Origin of the sequence: Halomonas sp. 7T (genome assembly GCF_025643255.1) — a bacterium.
In the GTDB taxonomy this organism is placed as follows: domain Bacteria; phylum Pseudomonadota; class Gammaproteobacteria; order Pseudomonadales; family Halomonadaceae; genus Vreelandella.
Map to the genome: position 1 here is coordinate 678,732 of NZ_CP087112.1, position 24,634 is coordinate 703,365.

Below are 24,634 nucleotides of genomic sequence, written 5' to 3' on the forward strand. Positions count from 1 at the left end.
CGGTTCGCCGAGTGGGGCTTTTTGATATGCTGAGTAAATGTAAATTTCCAAGGAAGCCGCTATGCTCTACATCAAACGAAATGCCCGTGGGGAGATTGTGATGCTCAGCAAAGAGCCATCGCCTGAGTGTAATGACACCATCGCGGCGGATTCACCGGAGGTATTCGCCTTTCTGGCCCAGCAAACGGGGCAGTCGGCGCAAATGATCGCGTCAGACTTGGCGTTTGTGCGGGTAGTGGAAGACATGCTGGAAGTGCTGCTGGAGAAAGGCGTGCTTAGCTTTACTGATTTACCCGCTGCCGCCCAGAGCAAGGTGATGGAACGGAAATCACTGCGTGCTAAAAACGATGTCAATTTATTAGGAGATGGGGACGAGCTGATTTAAGGCAGCGCGTCGTGAGACGCGCTGCTGAAGTGTATGCCGTCGCTTACTTTTTAGAGACGTACACCTGGGCCTGTGGCACCATCCGCTCCTATACGGAACAGGCTTTCCAGCTCCGCTTTTTCTGTTACACCTTCCGCAATCACTTGAATGCCTAATGAGTGGCATAAGGTGGCCATACCGCGCACAATGGTTTGCTGCTCGCTAGAGGTGTGAATCCCGCGAATTAAGCTGCTGTCTACTTTCAGATAGCTAAGCCCTACATCATGCAGATCGGCAAGTTTAGTGAACTCCGCCCCTACGTGCTCAATACCAAACTGACAGCCAAGCGGCCGCAGTGCGCTGCATAGTCCACGTAAGCTGCCAATGGCATGCGCGTTTAATACTGCGGGCACTTCAAAACAGAGTTGTTTGGCGAGCTGCGGTTGCTTCTCTAACAGCGCTCTTAGTTCAATAACAAACTGTCCGTTGGTAATGGAGGCAAGTGAGAGGTTAATCCCCAGTTTTTGAGTAGGGTCAATCGTGAGCTGCTCAAGGGCTTGCTTAATGACGGCAATATCGAGCGCTGGCTCTAAGTCGAAGCGCGATATCCAGGGAATAAATACGCCGGCTGTTTGCCACGTATCTGCAAGCTCTAGGCGGGCAGGGCACTCGTAGTGAAGCACGTTATTTTCGGCATCCGTCACGGGGAAATAGGCCAGCTGTGGCCCTTTGAGGATGGCTGAATTCAGTGCGGTGCGCCATTCGGCATGGGTGTTAAATAAGGAGCTTTGCTTCGCTTCACGAATAACAATACGGCTATGTGCACTGCTGCTTTCCGCTTCGGCTAGAGCATCGTCTAAGGTTGCCATAAGGACGCCGCGCTCGTCGTGGGGTGTATAAGCAACCACGGCAGCTGGCAAGTGAATGCCCGTAGCGGGTGCTTGGAGCGCGATGGTATCCAACGCTTGGTGAAGGCGAGGTAGAAGTGCTTTTGTATCTTCTTCTAATGGCAGTAGCAGCATAAAGTCGCTGCCGTTAAGGCGGCCTACGAAGGTCTCCCCTGCAGCATCGTCTAACGAGGCAAGTTGTGTTACCAGCTCGCGCAGTAAGCTATCAGTTGCCTGATGGCCCAATTGTTCATTCAGCTGTTCCAGGTCTTGAACCCTCACCATCACCATTAAGCCCGTAGCACGGGCATCGTCGCTCCCCAGTAGCGATGCTAGCCTGCCCATAAACACATCACGGGTCAGCGCGTCGGTGACTCGGTCATGCTGAAGATGGCGGCGCAGTTCATCTAGCTTTTGGCTCTCTTGGCTGAGCATTTGGCGAACGTTGGCTGACAGCACATTCATTGCCTGGGCAACTTCTTTAAGTTCTAACGTGCGGGGCTCTTTAATAGTGGTAAAGCGGCGAGCGCTGATGTCTTTTGCTTGGGCCACAACACGTACTAGCGGATGCTTTATACCACGCACCAGTAAGGTAGCAATGGCTAAGCTTATCGCCCCGGCCAGTAAGAACCAGCTCGCTAACTCAAGCATGCTGCGCCATAAAGAGGCGTAGGCAAAGCTATGCTGGCTTTCAAGTTCTAAGGTGCCGAACTGCCGCCAGCCATCTTGTACCGTGGCCACGCCTATGGGGACGTCAAACTGAACTAAGCTGCGAAACCATGCGGGGACGTCACCGCTATATTCACCGGCAGAGCGCTCAGTAAGTATGTTGTCCTCGGTGTCTCGTAGGGTAATACGGCGGTAGTAGCCAGTATCAAACTGGGCTGAAATGAGCAGCTCTAAGATCACCATATCTTTATCGAGCTGGCTCATCGAGAGGGCTAGCGCAGTGGCGTTATCTTCATTTTTGATGCGCACTTCTTGCTCAATGTAGCTGCGGCTTGACGCAATGCTAATGGCAAGGCTGCCGACAAACGAAAGCAGAAGTAGTGCGATAATGGCCAGCCAAAGCTGTTTAATGAGCGACATAGTGCCTAATCCTTTTAAATGAAGCCTTGTGATTGCATGCGTTCAATCACGTTACGCCAGCGAGACAAGCGTGCTAATGGATCAGCGCGCGACTCTGATGAGCCGCCAGCCCACAGCCCTTCACTGTTAAAACTAAACACAGGGTCTAGATCAGTACGTTGGGAGGCGGGGCTAATCGACGGGGCGATGTTATCTAACACTAACGGTTCAGCATTTGGAGTTGAGTAGTAACCGAGCACCATGTGGGCTTGGGTAATTTGGCTTCGGCCAATGCGGGCGCGCACGTAAATCATCCTCAGGCGCTCCCCAGGGACGCCAAGCTGTTTAAGGGTGATATATTTGGCAATCGAGTAATCTTCACAGTCGCCTCGCCCTTCGCCCATGGCCTCTAACGGAGTCGCCCAGAAGTCCTCTTGTCGCCAGACGTGAATATCCTCCACCCAGCGGATTTGGCGATTAAAGAAATCATTAACCTCGCGTAGCTGTCGCTGCACATCTTGCCCGCGCAGGCGATCCAAGAGGGAAAACCACGCCTCTAATACAGCGAGCCCGGCCTGCCCATATTGCTGTTGCATGCTTTGGCGCAAACGCTGGGGGTTAAAAGCAGAGGCGGGAGTAGGGAATAGCCCCATTCCTGCGCCCAGCATAAGCGCGCCGGCAGTAGCTAAAAACTGCCGACGGGAGAGAGAGCCAAGCGAGGAGCGGGAAGAGTCAGGCATAAGCGCCATTAGCGTTCGTCAAGTATTGCTTAAGACTACAAGCTACGGCACTTAAGCGCTATATCTTCCCATTAGAAAGTATGAACAAGACAGTATGAACAAGAACGGGCTGGTCACCCGTGCTTTTTCATGAGTGCTACTGAGCCGAGGTCTGCAATGCTATTTCTGATGCGCGCTCAGAAAGCAGCGGCTCAAGCGTCGGCCATACGTTCTCTAGAATAATCGGCTGTGCCTCGGCGGTGGGGTGAATGCCGTCGCTTTGCATTAGCTGGTTATTGAGGGCGATGTCCTCCAGCAAAAAAGGCACCAGCGGAATATCGTATTCATCGGCTAGCGAATGAAAAACACCGGTAAACGCATCCCGGTAGGCCTGGCCATAGTTAGGCGGTATATCAATGCCAAGCAGCAGAACATCCGCATCGGCTTGCTGGCTTTGTTCAATCATGCGGGCGAGGTTGGCACGCATCTGGTTAGGCGCTAAACCGCGCAGGCCATCGTTGCCCCCTAGTTCCAATAGAACGATATCAGGCTGTCGCTGTCCGATGATATCGGCGAACCGCTGTGCACCTCCGGAAGTGGTTTCGCCACTGATGCTGGCATTAACCACCGTTGCCTGGCCTTCAAGACGCTCTTCCAGCAGTGCTACCCAGCCCTGTTCCTGCTCTATGCCATACGCGGCGCTAAGGCTGTCGCCCATCACAAGCAGAGTAGGGCCTTGGTGAGCAGGGTCTGAATGAACAGAAGCTTGGTCTGCGTTGAGTGATGAGGTGCCGAAGGTGACTATCAGTGCCAGTACCCCACCGGTTACCATACGGTTCAGGTTTCGCCATGCCAGTTTCTGCCACGCTCGTTTTTGAAATGCTAGTTTCTGCCACGCTACAGGGATGCCACGCTTCATGCCTTACTCCTCTGACTCAATGTCTACGCTGCCAGCCGATGACGCGACTGCGCACTCGCCTAAAACCTCGCCTTCCACCGACACTACGTCTACTCATAAGGTTCCTAGTGGCGACGCGAGCGCGCCTGTGCTGCTGGCTGAAAAGCTTTCGAAGCAGGTAATCAGCGGTGAGCGCGCATTAACTATCTTACACGACCTTTCCTTAAGCGTGGCGGCAGGAGAGAGCGTGGCTATTCTTGGCAAAAGCGGTGCCGGTAAATCAACGCTCTTAGGGCTTCTAGCAGGTCTTGATACCCCAAGCGATGGCGAATTAACGCTTTTTGGGCAGCCATTAAGCCGCTTAGACGAAGATGGCAGGGCGGCCCTGCGGGCAGGGCGCGTCGGGTTTGTGTTTCAAAACTTTCAACTGCTGCCTACGTTAAGCGCGCTTGAAAACGTGCTCTTGCCCCTAGAGCTATCTCCGCGTGCAGGCGGCGATAGTACCGCTGCTCACTGGCTTGATCGGGTCGGGCTGGGGGAGCGCACAGGGCATCTGCCTAAACAGCTCTCTGGGGGGGAACAGCAGCGGGTGGCGATTGCTCGCGCCTTCGTGACCGACCCAGAGCTGGTATTTGCCGATGAGCCTACCGGCAACCTAGACCCTGATACCGGCGCACAAATTATTGACCTGCTATTCACGCTTAACCGCGAAGCGGGTACCACGCTGATTCTCGTCACCCATGATCACGCGCTTGCCAAGCGCTGCGACCGCTGCCTGCGGCTCGCCAATGGCAAGTTGGAGCCTTTTGAGCCAACCCTCATCAACGGGGGTGGCAATGAGTGATCTTAACTGGCGTCTTGCTGCCCGCAGCCTAAAACGAGACCTGCGAGCATCCGATGTGCGGGCGCTGTTTATTGCACTTATGCTGGCGGTAGCGGCGTCAACCATGATTGCTTTCTTTCTCGACCGGCTAGAGCGTGGCTTAGAGCGTCAGGCGGGCCAAATGCTGGGCGGCGATCTGGTGCTCGAACAGCGCGAGCCGTTCTCTGAAGAGCTGCGCGCAACGCTAGAACAAGCCGGCTTTACGCTGAGTGATCAGGTAGATCTCGTATCGATGATTAGCCGGGGTGAGCGCTTCCAACCGGCAAGTTTGAAAGCGGTTGACGACGTGTACCCTCACTACGGCGTTTCCCATGTGGATCGCGGAAACGGAGTAGAGCAAATTGCCTCTGGGCCGCCGCCAGGAGAAGCCTGGGCCGACCCCCGGTTGGCTCAGCTAATTAACATAGAGCTAGGCGACCGCGTCCAAGTCGGCCAAACCGAACTCACCATTAGCGGCATTATTGAGCGCGAAGCCGACCAGTCCGGCGGCTTTGGCAGCTTCAACCCACGTTTGATGCTACATACCGCTGACCTGGAAGATACCGGTTTAGTGCAGCCAGGTTCGCGTATTGAGTTTGAGCTACTGGCGGCGGGGCCGCCCGCCGCATTGGCAGAAGTACAAACGCTACTGGCCGAGCTGAGAAGGGACGGCGTGGACGTGCGCGATGTGCGGGTAGACCGGCCCCAATTAGGTAATGCCCTTCAGCGTGCCGAAAGCTATCTTGGTCTTGCTGGGTTAGCCGCCGTGCTGCTGGCTGGGGTGGCGGTAGCGATGTCAACCCGCCGCTACGTGGAACGCCACCTGGATACCGCCGCACTGCTGCGCTGTTTTGGGGCGAGCCAGTACCAACTTGTGACGATTTTTTCCCTGCAGCTATTGGGGCTAGCGCTGGCAGCGTCGGCGGTTGGAGCGCTGTTGGGGTTGGTCGGTCAAGCCGTGCTGCTTTGGCTACTCACCAGCTTTTTACCAATGACGCTCCCGCCCCCCGGCATCATGCCGCTTTGGCTTGGCATTTTTACTGCGCTGGCGGTGTTGGTAGGGTTTGCGGGCCCAACGCTATTGCGCATTAAACAAGTGAGTGCGCTTAAAGTACTGCGCCGCGAGCTGGACCCACTGCCGCCATCAGCATGGTTGGTGGTGGGTGTTGCAAGCATTGTGTTTGGCGGTCTGCTGTGGCTCTACTCCGGCAGCTTGCCGCTAGCGGTTGCGCTGCTGATGGGCGGCGCTGCGCTGTTGGGCGTGCTTTGGTTAGTCAGCTCGATGCTACTAAATGGCCTTCTCAAAGTGATACAGCGCCTTTCGGGGGGCAGTGTATGGTCCCAAGCGTTTCGTTTAGGGGGGCGGCAGCTAGCACGGCGCAAGCAGGCAGGCTTAGGGCAGCTGCTGGCCTTTTCGGTAACGTTCTTTGCCATGGCGATGATTGTACTGGTGCGAGGCGACCTGCTGACGACTTGGCAAGATCAGCTACCCGACGACACCCCCAACTACTTTGCGATTAACATACAGCCCGGCGAACGCGACGCCTTTGAAGAGGCCGTGGCTCCCCGAGTAGACACCCAAAGCACGCTGTATCCTATGGTGCGCGGGCGTATTACCGGCATTAATGGGCAACCTCCGCGGGACGCCGTACCGCCAGATGCCCGAGGTGATAACTCACTACGCCGCGAACTAAATCTCACGTGGCAAGCCGATGTTCCTCCAGGTAATCAAGTCGTGGCTGGGCAGTGGTTTGCAGCGCAAGACGAGCCACAAGGCTTTATGAACGAAGTAGAAGCCACCCCCGCTGGAAGAGACGCGATGGTGCCGATCTCCATGGAAGACGGGCTCGCCCAACGGTTAGGGTTAAGCATTGGCGACGAGCTAACGTTCTCGATCGGCAGCGATACCATTGCCACCCGTATCGAAAGCTTGCGCAGCCTCAATTGGGACAGCTTTACCCCCAATTTCTTCGTTATTTTTCCACCGGGCGTCCTGGAGTCTTATGGGCATAGCTATATCACCGCTTTCCATTTGCCAGACGTTGAGCAAGGGTTAATACGTCAGTTGGTGAGCGATTTCCCCGGCGTCTCGCTGCTCAATGTGGACGCCATATTAGGCCAAGTACGCGAAGTGCTCACGCAAGTGACCCGAGCCATAGAGCTGGTGTTAGCACTCGTGTTACTGGCAGGCATCAGCGTGCTCTATGCTGCTCTAACAGCAAGTAGGCCGGTGCGCGCCCACGAAAGCGGCTTGCTGCGGGTGTTTGGCGCAGGCACTAAGATGATTTCCCGCGTGCAGGGGGCTGAATATGCACTGTTAGGGTTTGCCAGCGGTTTAATGGGAGCAGTGCTGGCGGAGCTAGCCACCGCCGCGCTTTACCTCTACTGGCTGGATTTAACTCCACGCCTGCACGTAGGGCTTTGGTTCATACTACCGATAGGGGGCGCGCTGCTGATTGGCGTTATCGGCCACGCGCTCTCCGCCAGCCTAAGGCGCCAAGCTCCCGCAGCCAGCTTAGGGCTGTTAGGCGAGGCATAGTCATGGAGATAAATAGCCATGGAGATAAACAGATCAAGACGCAATGCTGTCCATTTGGTCAGCCCGCGGGGCGCCTGTAACATGAAACATACTCATGCAACACCTGATGCGTATGCGATGAAAGTCGCGTCAGGCTGCGTTATGATAGCGCCCTCGCTTCTCCCATGATGATCGTTTCGTTACGAGGTTCTCGCCGATGTTCAGCCGCGACATGACAATTGCCGGATTCGATGACGCGCTTTTTGATGCGATGCAGAAAGAAGTTGCACGCCAAGAAGCCCACATCGAACTCATTGCTTCTGAAAACTACGCCAGCCCCCGCGTACTGGAAGCCCAGGGCAGCCAGCTGACCAACAAATACGCCGAAGGCTATCCTGGCAAGCGCTACTATGGCGGCTGCGAGTTCGTCGATATCGCCGAAAACCTCGCCATCGACTACGCCAAAGAGCTATTTGGTGCCACCTACGTTAACGTTCAGCCTCACTCGGGCTCCCAGGCAAACAGCGCAGTATTCCAAGCGCTGGTGACGCCGGGTGACACCATCCTAGGCATGAGCCTGGACGCGGGCGGCCACCTAACGCACGGTGCCAAGCCTAACTTCTCTGGCAAGCACTACAACGCCATCCAGTACGGGCTGAATGAACAGGGCTTTATCGACTACGATCAGGTGGCCCAGCTTGCCCGTGAGCATAAGCCGAAAATGATCATCGCCGGTTTTTCAGCCTATTCACAAATTGTTGACTGGGCGAAGTTTCGCGAAATCGCCGACGAAGTAGGCGCTTACTTACTGGTTGATATGGCCCACGTATCAGGTTTGGTAGCTGCCGGTGTTTACCCAAGCCCGCTGCCCCATGCTCACGTGGTCACGTCTACCACGCATAAAACCCTGCGTGGCCCGCGTAGCGGCGTGATTCTCTCGGCGGAAAACAACCCAGAGATCGAGAAAAAGCTACAGTCTGCCGTGTTCCCCGGTGGCCAGGGCGGCCCCTTGATGCACGTCATCGCCGCGAAAGCCATTTGCTTTAAAGAGGCGATGGAGCCAGGCTTCAAAACCTATCAGCAGCAGGTCGTTAAAAACGCCCAAGCCATGGCGAAAGTGTTTATCGATCGCGGTTACGACATCGTTTCCGGCGGCACCGAAGACCACCTGTTCCTACTCTCGCTAATTAAACAAGGCGTGACCGGTAAAGATGCGGATGCCGCCCTTGGCCGTGCTCACATCACCGTTAACAAAAACGCCGTGCCCAACGACCCGCAAAGCCCGTTCGTCACGTCTGGCCTGCGCATCGGTACGCCTGCAGTCACCACGCGTGGCTTCGGTGAAGAAGAGTGCACCCAACTAGCCGGCTGGATCTGCGATATTCTTGATGTCCTCGCCAAAGGCGAAGATACCAGCAGCATCGAAGCCCAGGTGCTGGATAAAGTCGCTGCCGTATGTGGCCGCTACCCGGTTTATAAATAAACCAAAGCGTGTAGCCTAATTAGTTTCTCCTAGGCTAAGGAAAGCCCAGAAAACGGGTGCCCTGAAAAGGGTGCCCGTTTTTTGTTGGCTAATTTATGCTGGCTAATTTAAAGCGTTAGCGTGGCTAGCGCATTCATGCACTGCTGTACTAATGACAAGGCTTTGTTCTGCTCATCCGATTCACAGTAGCAGCGTAGCTCCGGGGCGTTGCCGGAAGGCCGCAAATGAATAATATCGCCATTTTCAAGAGTCGCCCTAAGGCCATCTGTATTATCTATATGCACAATGGAGGCGTCTAATCCTAGCGCTTGCTGCAAAAGCTCAGGTGAAGCTTCCCATTTTGTTAGTAAGGCATGGCTTTTCTCAGTGGGAAAACTCTTCAGCCGGTCGCTGGCAGTGTAACGGGCAGGCAGCTCGGCAAAAAGCCGTGAAAGGGCTATGCCTCGTTCAGCGGCGACGACCATCAGCGTTAGCGCAGGCAACAATGCATCGCGGGTAGGAAGAGCAGTTAATCGGCGGCCCTCTTTTTCCAATGTGCTCGCCAGCAGAAACCCGCCATTCGCCTCAAATCCTGCTACCCGCTCAAAACGCTTGGTTAAAGAAGCCATGCTTTCCAATACATACGGAGAGCCAATGCGGGTTCGTTCCACTGCTTGGAAGGCGCCGCAAGTTTCAATCGCTGTATTACAGCTAACGGGAACCGCAAGTGCTTCAATGTTTAACGCACGAGCGCATAGCAACCCCACAATGTCGCCACGCTGCCAGGTGCCTGTCTCATCGCCAAGTAAAGGGCGGTCACCATCTCCATCGGTAGAGAATAGCGCGTGTAACTTATGCTGCTTTGCCCAAGCACGCCCTTGAGCCTGATCTTCTTCACTGACCGCTTCTGTATCAACCGGCACAAACGCCTCACTGCGCCCCAATACCACCACGTCTGCACCCAGCTCGCTTAAAATATGCGCGCTTAAATCACGTCCAGAGGCTGAGTGTTGGTAAAGGCCTATTCGCCAATCTTTCAAGGGCTGACCGGAAAACCACGAGGTAAATCGTGTTGAGTACGCCTGATTAGCCGCCTCAGAGACAGCGCTGCGTTCCGGTGCGGGTAAGGAAGGCATCGCCGCTTGAGCCTTCAAAATAGCCGTTTCGTCAGCTTTGGTAATCTCACCGTCTGGACGGTAAAACTTAATGCCGTTGCGATCAAAGGGGATATGACTGCCGGTAATCATTATACAGGGGATGCTCTCCGCCATGGCCTGTAGCGCCAAAGCAGGGGTGGGCAGTACACCGTAATCGTCTACCTTAACGCCCAGCGCACGTGCGGCACTGGTGCAGGCCGCCGCCATGGCTGGGCTGCTTGGGCGGCGGTCCATGCCTAGCGCAATACGTTCAACGTTAAACGATGCCTGCATCGCTGTAATAAATGCTACGGTAAACGCTGCACACACTTCATCCGAAAACTGCTCGACCAAGCCACGTGCACCGCTGGTTCCAAAGGCTATGCCGCTTTCGTCGATAATAACGGTCGTAGAACGTACTGAGTTCAACATATTTCTCCTGACTAAAAGATGTAGCGAGTTTAATACCCTAGAAGGTAAGCGCTATGCAGTACTTGTGGTGATGAACGCGGTACTGTCTGGAAACTATGTAATAAATAATTGACTAAGTAGCGCTCAATCGCTCCCAAACAGATCTCGCGTGTAAACCTTCTCTTCAATATCTCGCAGCTCTTCCGTCATACGGTTGGTTAGCACTACATCGCACAGCTTTTTAAAGGCGGCTAGATCATTGATGACGGCCGAGCCGTAAAACTCGCTCTGCTCCAATACCGGCTCATACACCACGACTTTAATGCCCCTGGCTTTGATGCGCTTCATCACACCCTGCATGGCGCTTGCGCGGAAGTTGTCAGACCCCGTTTTCATAATGAGCCGGTATACGCCGACTACCTGCGGGTTACGCTTAATAATGCTTTTGGCAATGAAATCCTTCCGGGTGCGGTTAGCCTCCACCACGGCTTGGATCATGTTGTTAGGTACATCGTGATAGTTGGCCAGTAGCTGCTTAGTGTCTTTGGGAAGGCAGTAGCCCCCATAGCCAAAGCTTGGGTTGTTGTAGTGTTTGCCGATGCGCGGGTCCAGGCCCACGCCTTCAATAATTTGCCGGGTATCTAGCCCATGGGTTTCGGCGTAGGTGTCCAGCTCATTAAAGTAAGCGACGCGCATGGCCAGGTAGGTGTTGGCAAATAGCTTAATGGCTTCTGCCTCGGTGCTATTGGTAAGCAGGACAGGAACATTCTGCTTGATCGCGCCCTGGGCCAATAGCTCAGCAAACTGCTGTGCACGGGGCGAATGTTCGCCCACCACAATGCGCGACGGGTGCAGGTTATCGTAAAGCGCTTTGCCTTCGCGTAAAAACTCCGGAGAAAAGATCAGGTTCTCAGTGCCGAAGCGCTGGCTTGCCTCAACGGTATAGCCCACCGGTACGGTGGATTTAATCACCATCACTGCCTGGGGGTTAGTCGCCATTACCTGTTGAATGACCGTCTCAACACTTGAGGTATCAAAGGTGTTGGTTTCAGGATCGTAATCCGTTGGGGTGGCGATAATTACAAAATCAGCGTCGGCGTAAGCCACCTCAGGCGCAAGCGTGGCATGAAAATGTAGTCCATCTTTCTGTAAAAAAGCTGAGATTTCTGCATCTTCGATAGGTGAAAGGCGCTTATTCAGCATCGCTACTTTCTCAGGCACGATATCAAACGCAACCACTTCATGGTGCTGAGCCAGCAGCATGGCATTGGAAAGGCCAACGTAGCCGGTTCCAGCGACAGCAATTTTCATGTTTCAAACCTAGGAGAGTTGATTAATCTTTCAGTGAAAGGTGATCCATGGGAACGCTAATATGCTGTGTTCGATTTAACAGTTCAATGAGCAGCATGGCGCGTTTTTCGCCACTTTTTTGATTGAATAGCGCTTGGCTGAAAACAGCTTCTCTGCCAGAAAAAGGCCCTTCTGCAATCGACACCGTCTCGCCAGGCTTGATAAGGGGAGCTTCAGCGGTATGGAGGGCAGCAAGGTTATGTTGGCTCTGAAGCGAAGAGATTAGATCATCGGGTACCTGCGCGGGGACATGGCCAAAGCTTACCAGCTTCGCTACACCGCGCGTTGAGCGGATAGGCCCCCAGTTGCTGGTGGCTTGGTTAAGCCTAATAAATAGATAAAAAGGAAAGAGTGGCTCGGTAACCCAGCACAGGCTGCCTTGGCGCTTTTTGCGCAGCCGAAGCGTCGGGTGAAATATTTCAAACCCCTGGTTTTCAAGGTTTTCAGCAGCACGGAAAGATTCACCGCCTTTGCACTGAATCACGTACCAACACGCCCTTGTTTGCTTGTGCTCCATTGCGCTCAATCCGTTGCTTTACGTTTAACTGATTAGGTTAGCAGTATATAGCGTTCCAGCAGAGGGGTAGTTTGACAGGAAGATAGATTGATAGAGGGGCAGAGCGCTAGGGTGGCAGTGCGACCTACCGCGTGTAGAGCACATCTGTTATGCTGCCGCGATTAACATATGTGTGATTTCTTCGATTCAACGGTGACCCCTTCATGGCAAAGCAACAGGAAGCAACGGATCTGCAGCGAGCATTAAGCGCGTGCAAGGGTTCGTTTATATCGGTGGGCTTTTTCAGCATGTTTGTTAACCTGCTCATGCTGGTACCCCCGATGTATATGCTCCAAGTATACGATCGCGTACTCACCACCCAAAGCCTCGATACCCTTATCATGCTCACCTTAGTGGTGGTGTTTCTATTTATGATAATGGGCGGTCTAGAGCTGGTGCGCTCAAGAATGCTGGTCAGGGTTGGTAACAAACTCGACACCACGATTAACCAACGTTTATATAGCGCGATGTTTCGCCGTAGCTTGGTTGCTCAAGGTACGCAGAGCGCCCAGCCGCTGAATGACCTTACCAGTCTACGACAGTTTTTGACCGGTAACGGCCTGTTTGCTTTCTTTGATGCGCCCTGGGTGCCTATTTATCTAGGTATTTTGTTTATTTTTCACCCATGGCTAGGCGTATTCGCTACCTGCGCCGGTATCATTCTTTTTGCATTGGCGGTTGCCAATGAAAAGTCGACAAAAACGCTATTGGCAGAAGCCAGCAGCGAACAAATTCAAGCCCAGAATTTAGCAAATTCAAATTTGAGAAACGCTGAAGTGCTACATGCCATGGGCATGCTGCCAGGTATTATGGGGCGCTGGTCAAAACGTCATCATGAATTCCTCGCTAAGCAATCCCAAGCGAGTGATCGTGCCGGCGCGCTTACGAACGCCTCAAAGGTGATGCGGCTGCTGTTTCAGTCGATGATTTTAGGGCTAGGTGCACTGCTTGTACTTAGGGGGGATATGACCCCAGGTATGATGATTGCGGGCTCAATTATCATGGGGCGCGCCTTGGCACCTATTGACCAAATGATTGGTGGCTGGAAGGGCTTCGTTTCTGCACGTGGTGCCTATGGACGTTTGAATGAACTTCTCACACAAATTCCTGATGAGCAGCGCCGCATGTCGCTACCTTCACCGCAAGGGATTATTGACGTTGAAAATGTGGCTGCAGCGCCTCCCGGTACGCGTATGGCAACCATCCGCGGTATTAACTTCAGCGTTGCAAAAGGTGAGCACGTAGGAATTATCGGGCCCAGTGCTGCCGGCAAGTCTACGCTGGCACGCGTGCTGTTGGGCATATGGCCCACCCAGGTTGGGGATGTACGGCTTGATGGCGGTGAAATTAATCAGTACAACCGCGACGAGCTGGGGCCTTATATAGGTTATTTGCCCCAGGATATTGAGCTTTTTGATGGCAGCATTAGCGAAAATATTGCTCGCTTTGGCGATATCGACCCGCAAAAAGTAGTCACCGCTGCTAAAAAAGCCGGTGTTCATGAAATGGTGCTAGAACTATCCGATGGCTATGACACTATCATTTCTTCCACAAGTGGAGCGCTATCAGGTGGACAACGTCAGCGTCTCGGCTTAGCGCGTGCACTTTATGGTAACCCTGTGCTTGTTGTGCTTGATGAGCCGAATGCCAACTTGGACGACGCGGGAGAAAAGGCGTTAGGGCAAGCGATAGCTCACTTGAAGGCCGAAGGCACGACGCTGTTTGTTATCAGCCATCGTACAAGCGTGCTAAAAACCATGGACAAGCTCTTGGTGATGAAAGAAGGCCAAGTCAGTATGTTCGGCCCGCGTGACCAAGTACTCGCGCAATTTGCTAAAAAACCGCGGCCCCAAGTTAATCAGCAAAACGCAGCACGCCTATCAGCAATTGCGGGTGGTCGAGGCGCTGGTAATGGCAGCGAGGAGTCGTAACATGAGTCAAGACAAAGATCAGCTTCCCACAAAAAGTGAAATAGATATCACACCACAAGGGCCAGCCACTATTGACGGCGAAGCTCATGAAGCACTGCCTACCAGTGATAAAGGCTATCGAAAGCTAGGTTACGCTATTCTTGGTATTGCCCTTGGTGGATTCGTGCTTTGGTCTGTCACGGCTTCATTAGCCGTAGCGGTCGTTGCTCCAGGCAACGTATCCATGGAGTCTTTCAAGCGCACGGTTCAGCACCTAGAGGGCGGCATTGTCCGCGAACTGCTTGTACAAGACGGCGACAAAGTAGAAGCGGGTCAGCCATTAGTGATCCTCAGTGATACGCAGGTGCGCTCTCAGCTAGAAATTGCTCAATCGCAATATTTTATAAATCGCGCAATGGAAGTACGGTTGCTGGCAGAGCAACAAGGTACCGATACGCTTGAAATGCCTGAAGAGCTAATGAGCGTAGACAACGAAAGAATTCAGCAAGTAGCCGCTGTTCAGCAGAGTTTATTTGTTGCCCGCCGTCAGTCCTTGCAAGGCACGCTGAATGCAATGGATCAGCAAATTATCCAAATGCAGGAGCAAATTGAAGGGCTGGAATCGCGTATTCGCGTCAACAACCAACGTATTAGCTCGTTACGTTCAGAAGCCGAAGACTTCCGTTCGTTGTATCGGGAAGGGCTTGGTGATAACCAGCGCTTACGGGAGCTTGAGCGCCAAGTACTGCAGTACGAAGGTGACAATGCTGAGTTTCAAGCCAATATTGCTCAGCTGCGTTCGCAAATTAGCGAAAACCGCATGCAAAAAGAAACGACTATCCAAGAGTTTCAAGCTGAGGTAGGTGAGCAGCTGCGCAATGCCCAGGCGCAAATTGCTGAGTCTGAAGAGCGCATTACGTCGTTAACGGATCAAGTAAACCGTACCATGATTTATGCACCTGTTTCCGGCACGGTTGTGGGCCGACAAGTGCATACCATCGGCGCCGTTGTTCGTCCAGGCGACCCCATCATGGAAGTTGTGCCTTCCAACGACGGTTTTGTAGTGGAAGCACGAGTGCCTACTCGCGACATTGATAATCTATTTATCGGGCAGCTTGCAGAAATTCGCTTTTCTGCCTTTAATCAGCGTCTTACTAATATTATTGATGGTGAGATTATTCACTTAAGCGCTGACAGCTTTGAAGACGAGGCAACGGGGCAGCGCTACTATAAAGCACGAATCAGGGTGACTGAAGAAGGGCAACAAGATATGACAGAGCAAATGCAGCTACTGTCAGGTATGCCTGCGGAAGTAATGATTCGTACCGGTGAACGCACGTTTGCCAGCTACATAGCTAAGCCAGTAACAGATATGCTTGCTCGCGCTATTCGGGAGGATTAATGACAAGGACGCCAAGCTTTACCCTTAGCGCGTTGGTAGTGGCTATCTCTGTACTGAGCCAGCCGCTACAAGCACAAAGTGATGTGCCTGCCGATGAGCAGGCGCTCACAGAGTTACAAGCGTTAGCGAACAGTGAGTCTAACGCGCATACGTTACCGTCGCTGCCTGAGCTGTTTGCCCGGGCACTGCGCCATGATGCTGATCTATCCCGGCAACGTTTTGAGCTAGAGGCAACGCGTGAAGAGGTTCCCATGGCGCGTTCGCAGCTTTTGCCGCAAATTAGCGCCTCAGGTAGCTATCTTTGGCAAGACTCCACCAATATTCAAACGTCTCCCGATGATTTTGGTTTGGATCAGGAAGCGACGCGCCCAGGTGAAATAGATGAAACTGTGTGGCAAGTGCAGCTGCAGCAGCCTTTGTTCAGCTTGGAGCGCTGGCGGAAAATGGATGTGGCAGGAGCCCAGGTGAGTGCCGCGGAACTAGAGCTTGCCGTAGTCGAGCAAGAGCTTGCACTAAAGGTCAGCGAAGCGTACATCAAAGCGTATTTAGCGGCGCAAAGACTAGGCTTATTGGAGGCCCAGCAAGACTCGCTAGATTTACAGGTTCGTCAAGCTAGCCGTGCATTTGATTTAGGTGTAGGCAATCGAGTAGATCTGCTTGAAGCGCAGTCACGCTACGACCAAGCTGTATCGGATGCGGTTGAGGCTGAAAACGAGCTAGACAATGCGCTTAGTGAACTAGAGCGCTTAACAGGCGTAATGCCAGGCTTTCAGAGTACCGCGCCTGGAGAGCTCAGAACAGTAACACTCGATAGCAACTTGGGCGATCCTGATACCTGGATTGCACGCACGAATCAAAACCTCAACGTACTGTTAGCGACGGAGCAGCAACAGGTTACGAAAGCTGATACAAGCGTCAGGCGATCAGGCTATTACCCTGAGCTAAATTTAAACGTTAGCTATTCAGACCGTGCCAGCGATGATGAGCTTCGAGAGAGTGAAGATTACCGTGCAAGCGTAGAGCTAAGCGTACCGATTTACCGTGGTGGGTACACCAATGCAAGTGTTCGCCAAGGTGAACGCCGTATCGAAGCAAGCATGGCGGCTGTGGATAACGAACGCAATCTTGCTACCCAAGAAGTACGCCAACGTATGCGCTCGCTAAAGGGTGGAGAGCGCCGCCTGCAAGCGCTGAGTCAAGCGATTGAGTCCAGCCAGCTGTTTTTAGAAGCCGCAGAGCGTGGAGAGCAGTTGGGCTTACGAGACCTAGTCGACGTGCTAGATGCGAGAGCGAGTCTCTACGACCAGCGTATTCAATATGTCGACACGGTGGGTAACTACGCACTGGATATGCTTGCGCTGCACACTGCGGTGGGTAACCTAGAAAGTCAGCATCTAGAGCGAATGATGACGCTGCTTGCGTCAATGTCCGCATCAGCTCAGATCGCTCGGTAACGACGTACGATGGCTGTTATAAGAGCAAGCCAAGGTAGCGAATGGCTGCGACGTGCCATGCGTTGTTTCGACGCGGGTATTGCAACTGCGGTGGCACTGGTTGTGCTTTGGCTGATGCCCAATGTTGAGCAAAACGGCAACGACTACCTGTTTCTAATTCTGATAGGCAGTCTGCTGCTACCGGCCGTAGGCGAGCTTATCGGCCTCTATCAGCCCTGGCGAGGGCGCAGCTTGTACACCATGTTGGGCATGTACACTGTGGCTTGGTTGGCGACTATTGGCCTGCTTAGCTTATTAATGGTGTTATTGAAAGAGACTCAAAGCTTCTCTCGCCTATGGATGGGGACATCTGCGCTGGCGGTTTTACTCGTGGGATGCGTAATGCGCGCAGCCCTTTATAGTTATTTGAAACGCCTTCGTGCCAAGGGGCGTAACTTAAAACGGGTGCTTTTAATTGGTAAAAAAGAAAATATTGCACTGCTAGAAAAAAAGGTAATGGATATACCGCACGCGGGTTACATCATTGTGGGGCATCACATTGATGAAGAGAACACCGCGTTTTTTCATAAAATGGCGGCTTTTGCTAAAGCTAGTACTTTTCAGCGCGAGTTTGACGAAATTTGGCTGGGATATCCCCTGGTTCAAGGAAACCGTGTTCGTCACTTGATGCGTTTGTTAGCCGGAATACCGACCAGCATCCGCTTTTTTCCAGATTTGCCGGATATACGCTTGTTAAATCACCGAATTACTCAAGTCGCCGGCCTGTACTCGTTAGAGCTAAACTACACGCCCCTCAATGGCCCTATGCGGCTTATCAAAGCGCTTGAAGACCGCCTGCTTGGTTTGCTGCTTTTTGTTTTTTTTACACCTGTCATGTTGGGTATTGCCATTGCGATTCGTTGGCAAATGGGCGGCCCCGTGCTCTTTAAACAGGAACGCCATGGCCTCGATGGTAAACGTTTTAAAATTTACAAATTCAGAACCATGCAGCTGCACAATAGTGAAACAACACAGCAGGCTGCTTACGGCGATGCGCGTATTACGCCACTGGGCCACTTTCTGCGGCGAACCAGTTTAGACGAACTTCCACAGTTATATAACGTCCTACAAGGCCGCATGTCGCTCGTCGGCCCAAGACCCCACGCAATGGATCATAACGATCACTACAAAGACCATATTGATATTTATATGCAACGGCACCGTGTGAAGCCGGGCATGACAGGATGGGCGCAGGTGAACGGCCTGCGGGGCATTACGGATAATGTCAAGCTGATGGAAAAGCGAGTTGAGTACGACTTGTACTACATAGAGCGCTGGTCGTTAGGGTTTGATTTAAAGATTCTTATGATGACGCTAACCAGAGGCTTTGTTAATGGCCAGCCTTAGTCAAGTAAAGTTAAAAAGCGATGGCATTTAAAGATTGGGATGGTTGGCGTTAACCAATGACTTATCTCAAGGAGGAAGAATGATTTTACCCGTGATTTTATCTGGGGGTTCTGGTTCACGCCTATGGCCCGTCTCTCGTGAGCATTACCCGAAGCAGTTCTTAAATTTACATAAAGACGACTGCAGCCTGTTGCAAGAGGCGGCTCAGCGTCTTGAAAACGTTGAAAATACCGGTGCGCCGATTGTTGTATGCAACGAAGAGCATCGCTTTCTGGTTGCCGAACAGATGCATCAAATCGGCTTCGAAAACGCGCAAATTATTTTAGAGCCGTGTGGACGTAACACTGCACCTGCGCTTGCCCTCGCCGCGCTGTCGGCTTGCAGCGCTAGCGCAGAAGCAGAGCTGCTCGTGATGCCTGCGGATCATGTCATCAAAGATGAAGTAGCCTTTGCTGAGGCGGTGGCCAAAGGGAGTGAACTGACGCGCTGTGGTAAGTTAGTCACCTTTGGTATTACGCCTAACACGGCTAATACCGGTTATGGCTATATTAAGCGCGGAGAGCCGCAAGGGGCTGGTTACAACGTTGATGCATTTGTAGAAAAGCCGGACCAAGCCCGTGCTGAAAGCTACTTGGCCAGCGGCGACTACCTTTGGAATAGCGGTATTTTTCTGTTTAAGGCCAGCGCTTACCTAGAGGCACTACGCCAGTATGCACCTGATATTTTAGAAGTTTGCGAGCGTGCCTATGCCAAGCGTAGTGAAGATCTCTATTTTCTACGGGTTGACCAAGTAACGTTCGCTGAATGCCGTACTGAGTCCATTGACTACGCCGTAATGGAGCATACAAAAGAGGCTGCTGTTGTTCCTATGGCGCCCGGTTGGAGCGACATCGGCGCATGGGATGCGTTGCACGAACTGAAAGCCAGTGATGATGAAGAGAACGGCAACGCTATTCATGGCGATGTCATGCTCCATAATACCCGTAATAGTCTAATTCACAGCGAATCGCGGTTAGTCGCTGCAGTGGGTGTTAACAATTTAGTAATTGTGGAAACTGACGACGCACTCCTAGTCGCTGACCGACATCAAGCTCAAGATATCAAGCTGATTGTCAACGCGCTCAAAGCCGCCGGACGTAAAGAGTCACAGTCGCACCAGCGCGTTTATCGTCCCTGGGGTAATTATCACACCATGGTATTAACTGACAGTTTTCAAGTGAAGGAAATTGTCGTGAAGCCCGGTGCTAAGCTATCACTGCAGATGCACCACCACCGCGCCGAACACTGGGTGGTGGTTCAGGGCACAGCAAGGGTCACCCAAGGAGAAGGGCATGGCGATCTGAGTAAGCTCAGAAGTTTCTTACTCTCAGAAGATGAGTCGACCTATATACCGCTTGGTACCGTTCATCGTCTTGAAAACCCGGGGGTAATACCGCTTCATTTGATTGAAGTGCAAACAGGCTCCTATTTAGGGGAAGATGATATCGTCCGTTATAACGACGAATACGGACGCGAATAGGAGCCAGAGGGATTCATGAAAGTCGCCATCGTTCACGACTGGCTGACCACTTGGGCTGGCGCTGAAAAAGCGCTGGCCGAATTGCTCGCTTGTTACCCCCAGGCGGAAGTCTTCACGACAGTCAATTTTCTGCCTTCAGATGAGATACCCTGTTTAAAGGGGCGCACCATTCATACCAGCTTTATCCAAAAGCTGCCCGGTGCGCGTAAACATTATCGGCGCTATTTGCCGTTAATGCCTTTAGCCGTGGAGCAGTTCGATTTAAAAGGCTTCGACCTAATTCTTTCCAGTAGTCACGCCGTCGCTAAAGGAGTGATTTCTGATCCTAGCGCGGTGCATATTTGCTACTGCTATAGTCCCATGCGCTACGCCTGGGATATGCAGCATCAATACTTGCGCCAGTCCGGTAATGCTCGTGGCCCTGTTAGCTGGCTAATGCGCTGGCAGTTACACCGGTTGCGCCAATGGGATTACCTTAGCGCTCAGCGAGTCGATCACTTTATTGCTATTTCGCACTATATTAAGCAGCGCATTGGAACGTTTTACAGGCGCGAGGCAGAGGTTATCTATCCGCCCGTCGACGTGGATAAGTTTCGCCATGACCGCCCTCGGGAATCATTTTATCTAACAGCTTCCCGTATGGTGCCCTATAAACGCATAGACTTAGTAATTGAAGCTTTTAACCAGATGCCCGAGCGCAGGCTCATTGTGATTGGCGATGGCCCAGACTACGCCAAGCTAAAAGCCTTAGCAGGGCCAAACGTTACGCTGCTGGGATACCAACCGGATGATGTTTTAACAGACTATCTAGAGCGGTCGCAGGCTTTTGTGTTTATGGCAGAAGAGGATTTTGGCATCCTACCGGTTGAAGCCCAAGCTGCAGGAGCGCCAGTAATTGGATATGGTGTAGGTGGCTTAGCTGAGACAATTCAAAACCATGTTTCAGGTTTGTGGGTTGAAGAGCAAACAAGTGCAGCACTGACAAAGTGTGTTCAACAATTTGAAGCACATAAACGTGAAGATGAGGCAGCATTCTCCCCTGAAGTGTGTAAACAAACGGCACAGCAGTTTGCGACCTCTAATTTTACCCAGGCACTGCAAGCCCTGGTTAGAAAGCACGTAACTGCCTTAGCTAATGATATGCCTCCTTGTAAGCCAGATTGATGGAGGCTTACTCAACGGTGAAGATAGACAATTTTTTAAAGGTTGAGTAGTTCAGCACGAAAATTAAGCCCGAAAATAGGGTGCGATGTTTTAGCAAGATTTCTATAGCGACAAAACTATTAATAAAGGATTAATCTTGGTGAAGGTTTTAGGCGATAGGGAACAAACGCTTTGTCATAAGAAAGACGTAAGTAAGTACGGTATAAGCGCAGCGTTGGCTATGCTGCTTATTATCCAATTAGTACTTTTTACGGCGGGTTATCGGCTAACGGCTGATGACGCGATGTTTTTACAATATGCTTGGCGTGGCTTGGACCATGTGTGGGAAGCCGCACGAGAATTTGCTTACTTGACGGGGCGTATTGGCCACTTCTTCATGACGCCACTGAATGCGTTAGGTGCCTACTGGGCAGGTAATTGGTTGACTCGGCTTTTGATGGTGCTCGGCTATTTTGGCGTCATGGTACTGATAGCTTGTTATGCTAGTCGTCTATTGGCTGCTGGGGCATGGCGTGTTACTGCATTTATGTTGCTGGGAATGCTCGCTTTGCACCCGCTCGCATACGAGCATATGCCACCGAATGCCTACCCACTGCAAAACACCGTACCATTTCTATTAGTCTTGGCCGTGCGGCTGTGGTTAGTCACGCAAAGCCAAGCTCCGACACCACTGGTTGCTATTCTTTATGTTATACAAGGAATAGCGATGCTGGTCAGTGAGTATGTAATTCTTTTAGCGACCGCACTTATAGCAATAGAGCATTTAAACCATGCCGCAACATCTTCAGGAAATCAGCGAAAATTTTTAGGAATATCGGTATGTGGCCCAAAGCTTCTGGCCGATACACTGTTAGTGGCCCTGGTTATGGCAATTTATTTGCTGTTTCTATGGGGATATCCGTCGCAATATGAAGGTAACAGTATTGATGGTCTGCCTAATCTTGAACGCTTCTTTTTGACCTCTGTTTATCATGTGCTGTCAGGTCTATCTTTTTATCATTTATCTCTACCGGAAATGACGCTAGCCACATGGGGTATGACATTACTAGTGTCATTAACAACATTCGCAGCGGCTTGGTACTTGCTGTTACGTATGCCACTTCCTAGTCGTAAACAAGCTATTATTACGTTATTAGTGACGGCATTTTTCATGCTATATATGGCGTTTCCGCTAGCAGCCACCTCTCGTCAGCAGCAGTGGTGCCTTGAGTTCAATAGCTGTGGTTACCTAGATAGCCGAACGTCTTTTTTAGGGGTTGGCGTTCTACTATATTGCTGTGCTGGATTATTGTTGATTAAACGTCCTAGGCGTAAAGTGGCTCCTGTATTAGCTGCCTTACTAGCCTTGACGGCAGGGTTAAACCACGCCTCAAATCAGCGTACTGCCAATAGCATGGCACAGCGCTCCCAACCATGGGAGGCGGCAAGCCAGCTTGCATGTGAACTGCCTTCTGCTGCGGTTATACGTGCAGGATTTATTAATACGATTGACCCTCAGCAGTTAGTAGCCCTCCATGATTATGCTCAGCCGCAGTTGTACTGGCTAGAGTATATGAATCATTTGCGTTCATCGGGCCACTGTGGAGACGCTTTGGCCACTGAGCAAGATGCGATACGCAACCCTTTTTATTTACCTCTTGCTGACCCAGGTTTCGTGAAAGTAGGGAATATGCGCAGTGTAGGGTATGAGGTATTAGGTAGCGGTTGGTCCAGTATTGAGTCTTGGGGAGTGTGGAGCGATGGAGAGTCATCAAGCTTAATATTAGATCTTTCTGATCCAGAATTGGCAAACGTGTCAGCGTTAGTGCTTCATTTTAGTGTTTACTTCGGCCCGTCTATTGCGGAACAGGAAGTTGCTGTATGGGTGGAGGGTGAACTTCAGCGACGCTGGTTTTTCCCAGAAGAGGATTCTGCGAACTGCTGCCTTCGTCACATTGATGTGCGGGAACACATAGGAAAAGAAGAGGTTAAAGTGCGTCTAGATTATCAATTCCTCAGAGATCCTAGTTATCCAGGGGAAGGCGGTGATACTAGGCAGCTTGCCTTAGGACTTCGTTTACTTGAATTGGTGGAGTAGCCAGAATGACCCGGAAAGAATTAGATGCCGAGACACATTCCGTGACGTTGGGTGAGAAGACAATATCATTAGTGGTGCCCGCGTTTAATGAAGAAGCGTCTATCCCTCTATTTATTGAGGCTTTCATGCGTGCTCGTCAGGGATGGGAATTCAACAGTGAAGTCATCTTTGTTGACGATGGATCTAGTGACGGCAGTCTGGCCCTACTGCGTCATTATGCGAGTCAACATGAGTGTCTTAACTATATCTCTTTTTCGCGTAATTTCGGGAAAGAAATAGCGTTGTCAGCAGGTATTGATCATGCCAGCGGCCATGCTGTGGTGATGATGGACGTGGATCTTCAACACCCTTTGTCGACAGTGCCCGAATTTGTGAAGACCTGGCATGAGCAAGGTGTAGATATTGTGTACGGTGTACGTGATGAAGATAACCAAGAAACACCGTTAAAGCGCTGGACATCGCGACAGTTCTACCGCTTTTTTAATAAGATGGCGCACACGCGTTTGCCCGAAGGGGGAGGGGACTTTCGTCTGCTTGACCGGCGGGTGGTAGACGTCTTAAAAAGCCTGCCAGAGCGTAACCGCTTCATGAAGGGGTTATACGCTTGGGTAGGTTTTGATACCCAGGCGCTGACCTATGAACAACCACCCCGTGTGGCAGGCAATACAACGTTCAACTATTGGAAGCTCTGGAATTTCGCACTCGATGGCATTGTGAGCTTTTCCACTTGGCCCCTACGGGTTTGGTCATATTTAGGGGTAGGCGTTGCGCTGATCGCTTTCCTTTATGGCGCTTATATCGTGTTGCGTACACTTGTACTTGGAGCGGATGTTCCAGGCTACGCATCTTTGACTGCAGGCGTCATGTTCTTAGGCGGTATGCAGCTGATTTCCATAGGTGTTATTGGCGAATATCTTGGTCGGCTGTTTATAGAAACGAAAGATCGCCCTCTGTATATCGTGGCTGAGTCGCGGGTTCCTGATAATGAAAGCTGAATTAAGATACGCCGAAATACGCGGTTTGATAGGCCAAGTAATGCGCTTTGGCCTCGTCGGAGGGCTGGCGACGGTAGTTCACCTGTTCGTTGCTTGGTGGCTATTGCGCGTGTGGGTGGAAGGCTCTCCTTTTCTGGTCAACTTCATTGCGTTTGTAGTGGCTTTTCAGGTGTCTTTCTGGGGACACTCGCGTTTTACATTTCGTCAAAAAGGCAGTGCTTGGCGTTTTTTGTTGGTAACACTAGGTGGCTTTGCTATTAACAGTAGCCTGTTATGGGTCTTTTTGGCGTTGGGTGTTAGCTCTCCCTTCTTGGCCATCTGTTTATCGGTATTTTTGGTGCCGTTTTTCGTTTTTCTTGCATCGCGTTTCTGGGTGTTTTCATCAGTGCCCAAGTGAACAGTATGTAGAGTCATTCACTCCCGAAGGCTGGTTTTTAGTTTCTTAAACCACAAGCCATGCTGAAAGGAACTTACGCCACACCTGAGTGCCTGTAAC

Annotated in this window: 19 protein-coding genes; 13 read left to right on the forward strand and 6 right to left on the reverse strand. The window is 51.8% G+C overall.

Annotated features, from left to right (window positions below):
* The first annotated feature begins 61 nt into the window (after window positions 1-61).
* Window positions 62-385, forward strand: coding sequence for a tryptophan synthase subunit beta like protein (locus LOS15_RS03130; protein WP_263068046.1), 324 nt, complete (start codon window positions 62-64; stop codon window positions 383-385).
* A 50-nt stretch (window positions 386-435) separates the two neighbouring features.
* Here the strand turns inward: LOS15_RS03130 and LOS15_RS03135 are convergent, their stop codons facing one another.
* The 3 genes from LOS15_RS03135 to LOS15_RS03145 form a co-directional block, all read right to left on the reverse strand.
* A complete protein-coding gene (locus tag LOS15_RS03135) occupies window positions 436-2,340 on the reverse strand; it encodes an EAL domain-containing protein (protein WP_263068048.1) in 1,905 nt (634 codons plus the stop codon).
* 14 nt (window positions 2,341-2,354) lie between these two features.
* Window positions 2,355-3,068: a transglutaminase-like cysteine peptidase gene (locus LOS15_RS03140; RefSeq protein ID WP_263068049.1), complete on the reverse strand. Its 714-nt coding sequence runs from the start codon at window positions 3,066-3,068 to the stop codon at window positions 2,355-2,357.
* A gap of 127 nt (window positions 3,069-3,195) precedes the next feature.
* Window positions 3,196-3,957 (reverse strand): arylesterase, encoded by a 762-nt coding sequence (locus tag LOS15_RS03145; protein ID WP_263068051.1) that lies wholly within the window; start codon window positions 3,955-3,957, stop codon window positions 3,196-3,198.
* Between LOS15_RS03145 and LOS15_RS03150 the strand changes: the two genes are divergently transcribed.
* From LOS15_RS03150 to glyA, 3 genes are all read left to right on the forward strand, one after another.
* Window positions 3,956-4,780: an ABC transporter ATP-binding protein gene (locus tag LOS15_RS03150; RefSeq protein ID WP_263068052.1), complete on the forward strand. Its 825-nt coding sequence runs from the start codon at window positions 3,956-3,958 to the stop codon at window positions 4,778-4,780. The genes LOS15_RS03145 and LOS15_RS03150 overlap by 2 nt on opposite strands.
* Entirely contained in the window at window positions 4,773-7,337 is a 2,565-nt protein-coding gene (locus tag LOS15_RS03155; RefSeq protein WP_263068054.1) for an ABC transporter permease, read from the forward strand. The genes LOS15_RS03150 and LOS15_RS03155 overlap by 8 nt, the downstream gene beginning before the upstream one ends.
* A gap of 196 nt (window positions 7,338-7,533) precedes the next feature.
* A complete protein-coding gene (glyA, locus tag LOS15_RS03160; protein ID WP_263068055.1) occupies window positions 7,534-8,799 on the forward strand; it encodes a serine hydroxymethyltransferase in 1,266 nt (421 codons plus the stop codon).
* A 107-nt stretch (window positions 8,800-8,906) separates the two neighbouring features.
* Here the strand turns inward: glyA and LOS15_RS03165 are convergent, their stop codons facing one another.
* From LOS15_RS03165 to rfaH, 3 genes are all read right to left on the reverse strand, one after another.
* Window positions 8,907-10,346, reverse strand: a complete 1,440-nt coding sequence (locus LOS15_RS03165; protein ID WP_317629628.1) for a phosphomannomutase — start codon at window positions 10,344-10,346, stop codon at window positions 8,907-8,909.
* A gap of 123 nt (window positions 10,347-10,469) precedes the next feature.
* Window positions 10,470-11,636 (reverse strand): nucleotide sugar dehydrogenase, encoded by a 1,167-nt coding sequence (locus tag LOS15_RS03170; protein WP_263068057.1) that lies wholly within the window; start codon window positions 11,634-11,636, stop codon window positions 10,470-10,472.
* Window positions 11,637-11,658: 22 nt separating this feature from the next.
* The gene (gene rfaH, locus LOS15_RS03175) at window positions 11,659-12,192 is read right to left on the reverse strand and encodes a transcription/translation regulatory transformer protein RfaH (RefSeq protein ID WP_263068059.1); all 534 of its coding nucleotides are present in this window, start codon (window positions 12,190-12,192) and stop codon (window positions 11,659-11,661) included.
* A 203-nt stretch (window positions 12,193-12,395) separates the two neighbouring features.
* Here rfaH and LOS15_RS03180 point away from each other — a divergent pair, with 203 nt between their 5' ends.
* The 9 genes from LOS15_RS03180 to LOS15_RS03220 all read left to right on the forward strand — a co-directional run bounded on the left by LOS15_RS03180 (window position 12,396) and on the right by LOS15_RS03220 (window position 24,535).
* On the forward strand, window positions 12,396-14,162 hold the full coding sequence (locus tag LOS15_RS03180) for a type I secretion system permease/ATPase (protein WP_263068060.1): 1,767 nt from the start codon (window positions 12,396-12,398) through the stop codon (window positions 14,160-14,162).
* A 1-nt stretch (window position 14,163) separates the two neighbouring features.
* Entirely contained in the window at window positions 14,164-15,543 is a 1,380-nt protein-coding gene (locus LOS15_RS03185; RefSeq protein ID WP_263068061.1) for an HlyD family type I secretion periplasmic adaptor subunit, read from the forward strand.
* Window positions 15,543-16,997 (forward strand): TolC family outer membrane protein, encoded by a 1,455-nt coding sequence (locus tag LOS15_RS03190; RefSeq protein WP_263068063.1) that lies wholly within the window; start codon window positions 15,543-15,545, stop codon window positions 16,995-16,997. The genes LOS15_RS03185 and LOS15_RS03190 overlap by 1 nt, the downstream gene beginning before the upstream one ends.
* A gap of 9 nt (window positions 16,998-17,006) precedes the next feature.
* The gene (locus LOS15_RS03195; protein ID WP_263068064.1) at window positions 17,007-18,383 is read left to right on the forward strand and encodes an undecaprenyl-phosphate glucose phosphotransferase; all 1,377 of its coding nucleotides are present in this window, start codon (window positions 17,007-17,009) and stop codon (window positions 18,381-18,383) included.
* A gap of 79 nt (window positions 18,384-18,462) precedes the next feature.
* Complete coding sequence (locus LOS15_RS03200) at window positions 18,463-19,902, forward strand: mannose-1-phosphate guanylyltransferase/mannose-6-phosphate isomerase (RefSeq protein ID WP_263068066.1); 1,440 nt, start codon at window positions 18,463-18,465, stop codon at window positions 19,900-19,902.
* Between the two features lie 15 nt (window positions 19,903-19,917).
* On the forward strand, window positions 19,918-21,066 hold the full coding sequence (locus LOS15_RS03205) for a glycosyltransferase family 4 protein (protein ID WP_263068068.1): 1,149 nt from the start codon (window positions 19,918-19,920) through the stop codon (window positions 21,064-21,066).
* 136 nt (window positions 21,067-21,202) lie between these two features.
* Window positions 21,203-23,143, forward strand: a complete 1,941-nt coding sequence (locus LOS15_RS03210) for a hypothetical protein (RefSeq protein WP_263068070.1) — start codon at window positions 21,203-21,205, stop codon at window positions 23,141-23,143.
* Window positions 23,144-23,148: 5 nt separating this feature from the next.
* Window positions 23,149-24,138 (forward strand): glycosyltransferase family 2 protein, encoded by a 990-nt coding sequence (locus tag LOS15_RS03215; RefSeq protein ID WP_263068071.1) that lies wholly within the window; start codon window positions 23,149-23,151, stop codon window positions 24,136-24,138.
* A complete protein-coding gene (locus LOS15_RS03220; protein ID WP_263068073.1) occupies window positions 24,128-24,535 on the forward strand; it encodes a GtrA family protein in 408 nt (135 codons plus the stop codon). Before LOS15_RS03215 ends, LOS15_RS03220 begins: the two co-directional genes overlap by 11 nt.
* Window positions 24,536-24,634: the final 99 nt, after the last annotated feature.

Bases quoted from the DNA above. Each gene is read 5' to 3' on its own strand.
- LOS15_RS03140 (WP_263068049.1), bottom strand. From the start codon at position 3,068: ATGGCGCTTATGCCTGACTCTTCCCGCTCCTCGCTTGGCTCTCTCTCC.
- LOS15_RS03220 (WP_263068073.1), top strand. From the start codon at position 24,128: ATGAAAGCTGAATTAAGATACGCCGAAATACGCGGTTTGATAGGCCAA.
- LOS15_RS03170 (WP_263068057.1), bottom strand. From the start codon at position 11,636: ATGAAAATTGCTGTCGCTGGAACCGGCTACGTTGGCCTTTCCAATGCC.
- LOS15_RS03195 (WP_263068064.1), top strand. From the start codon at position 17,007: ATGGCTGTTATAAGAGCAAGCCAAGGTAGCGAATGGCTGCGACGTGCC.
- rfaH (WP_263068059.1), bottom strand. From the start codon at position 12,192: ATGGAGCACAAGCAAACAAGGGCGTGTTGGTACGTGATTCAGTGCAAA.
- LOS15_RS03135 (WP_263068048.1), bottom strand. From the start codon at position 2,340: ATGTCGCTCATTAAACAGCTTTGGCTGGCCATTATCGCACTACTTCTG.
- LOS15_RS03205 (WP_263068068.1), top strand. From the start codon at position 19,918: ATGAAAGTCGCCATCGTTCACGACTGGCTGACCACTTGGGCTGGCGCT.
- LOS15_RS03215 (WP_263068071.1), top strand. From the start codon at position 23,149: ATGACCCGGAAAGAATTAGATGCCGAGACACATTCCGTGACGTTGGGT.
- LOS15_RS03145 (WP_263068051.1), bottom strand. From the start codon at position 3,957: ATGAAGCGTGGCATCCCTGTAGCGTGGCAGAAACTAGCATTTCAAAAA.
- glyA (WP_263068055.1), top strand. From the start codon at position 7,534: ATGTTCAGCCGCGACATGACAATTGCCGGATTCGATGACGCGCTTTTT.
- LOS15_RS03150 (WP_263068052.1), top strand. From the start codon at position 3,956: ATGCCTTACTCCTCTGACTCAATGTCTACGCTGCCAGCCGATGACGCG.
- LOS15_RS03190 (WP_263068063.1), top strand. From the start codon at position 15,543: ATGACAAGGACGCCAAGCTTTACCCTTAGCGCGTTGGTAGTGGCTATC.
- LOS15_RS03185 (WP_263068061.1), top strand. From the start codon at position 14,164: ATGAGTCAAGACAAAGATCAGCTTCCCACAAAAAGTGAAATAGATATC.
- LOS15_RS03130 (WP_263068046.1), top strand. From the start codon at position 62: ATGCTCTACATCAAACGAAATGCCCGTGGGGAGATTGTGATGCTCAGC.
- LOS15_RS03200 (WP_263068066.1), top strand. From the start codon at position 18,463: ATGATTTTACCCGTGATTTTATCTGGGGGTTCTGGTTCACGCCTATGG.
- LOS15_RS03180 (WP_263068060.1), top strand. From the start codon at position 12,396: ATGGCAAAGCAACAGGAAGCAACGGATCTGCAGCGAGCATTAAGCGCG.
- LOS15_RS03155 (WP_263068054.1), top strand. From the start codon at position 4,773: ATGAGTGATCTTAACTGGCGTCTTGCTGCCCGCAGCCTAAAACGAGAC.
- LOS15_RS03165 (WP_317629628.1), bottom strand. From the start codon at position 10,346: ATGTTGAACTCAGTACGTTCTACGACCGTTATTATCGACGAAAGCGGC.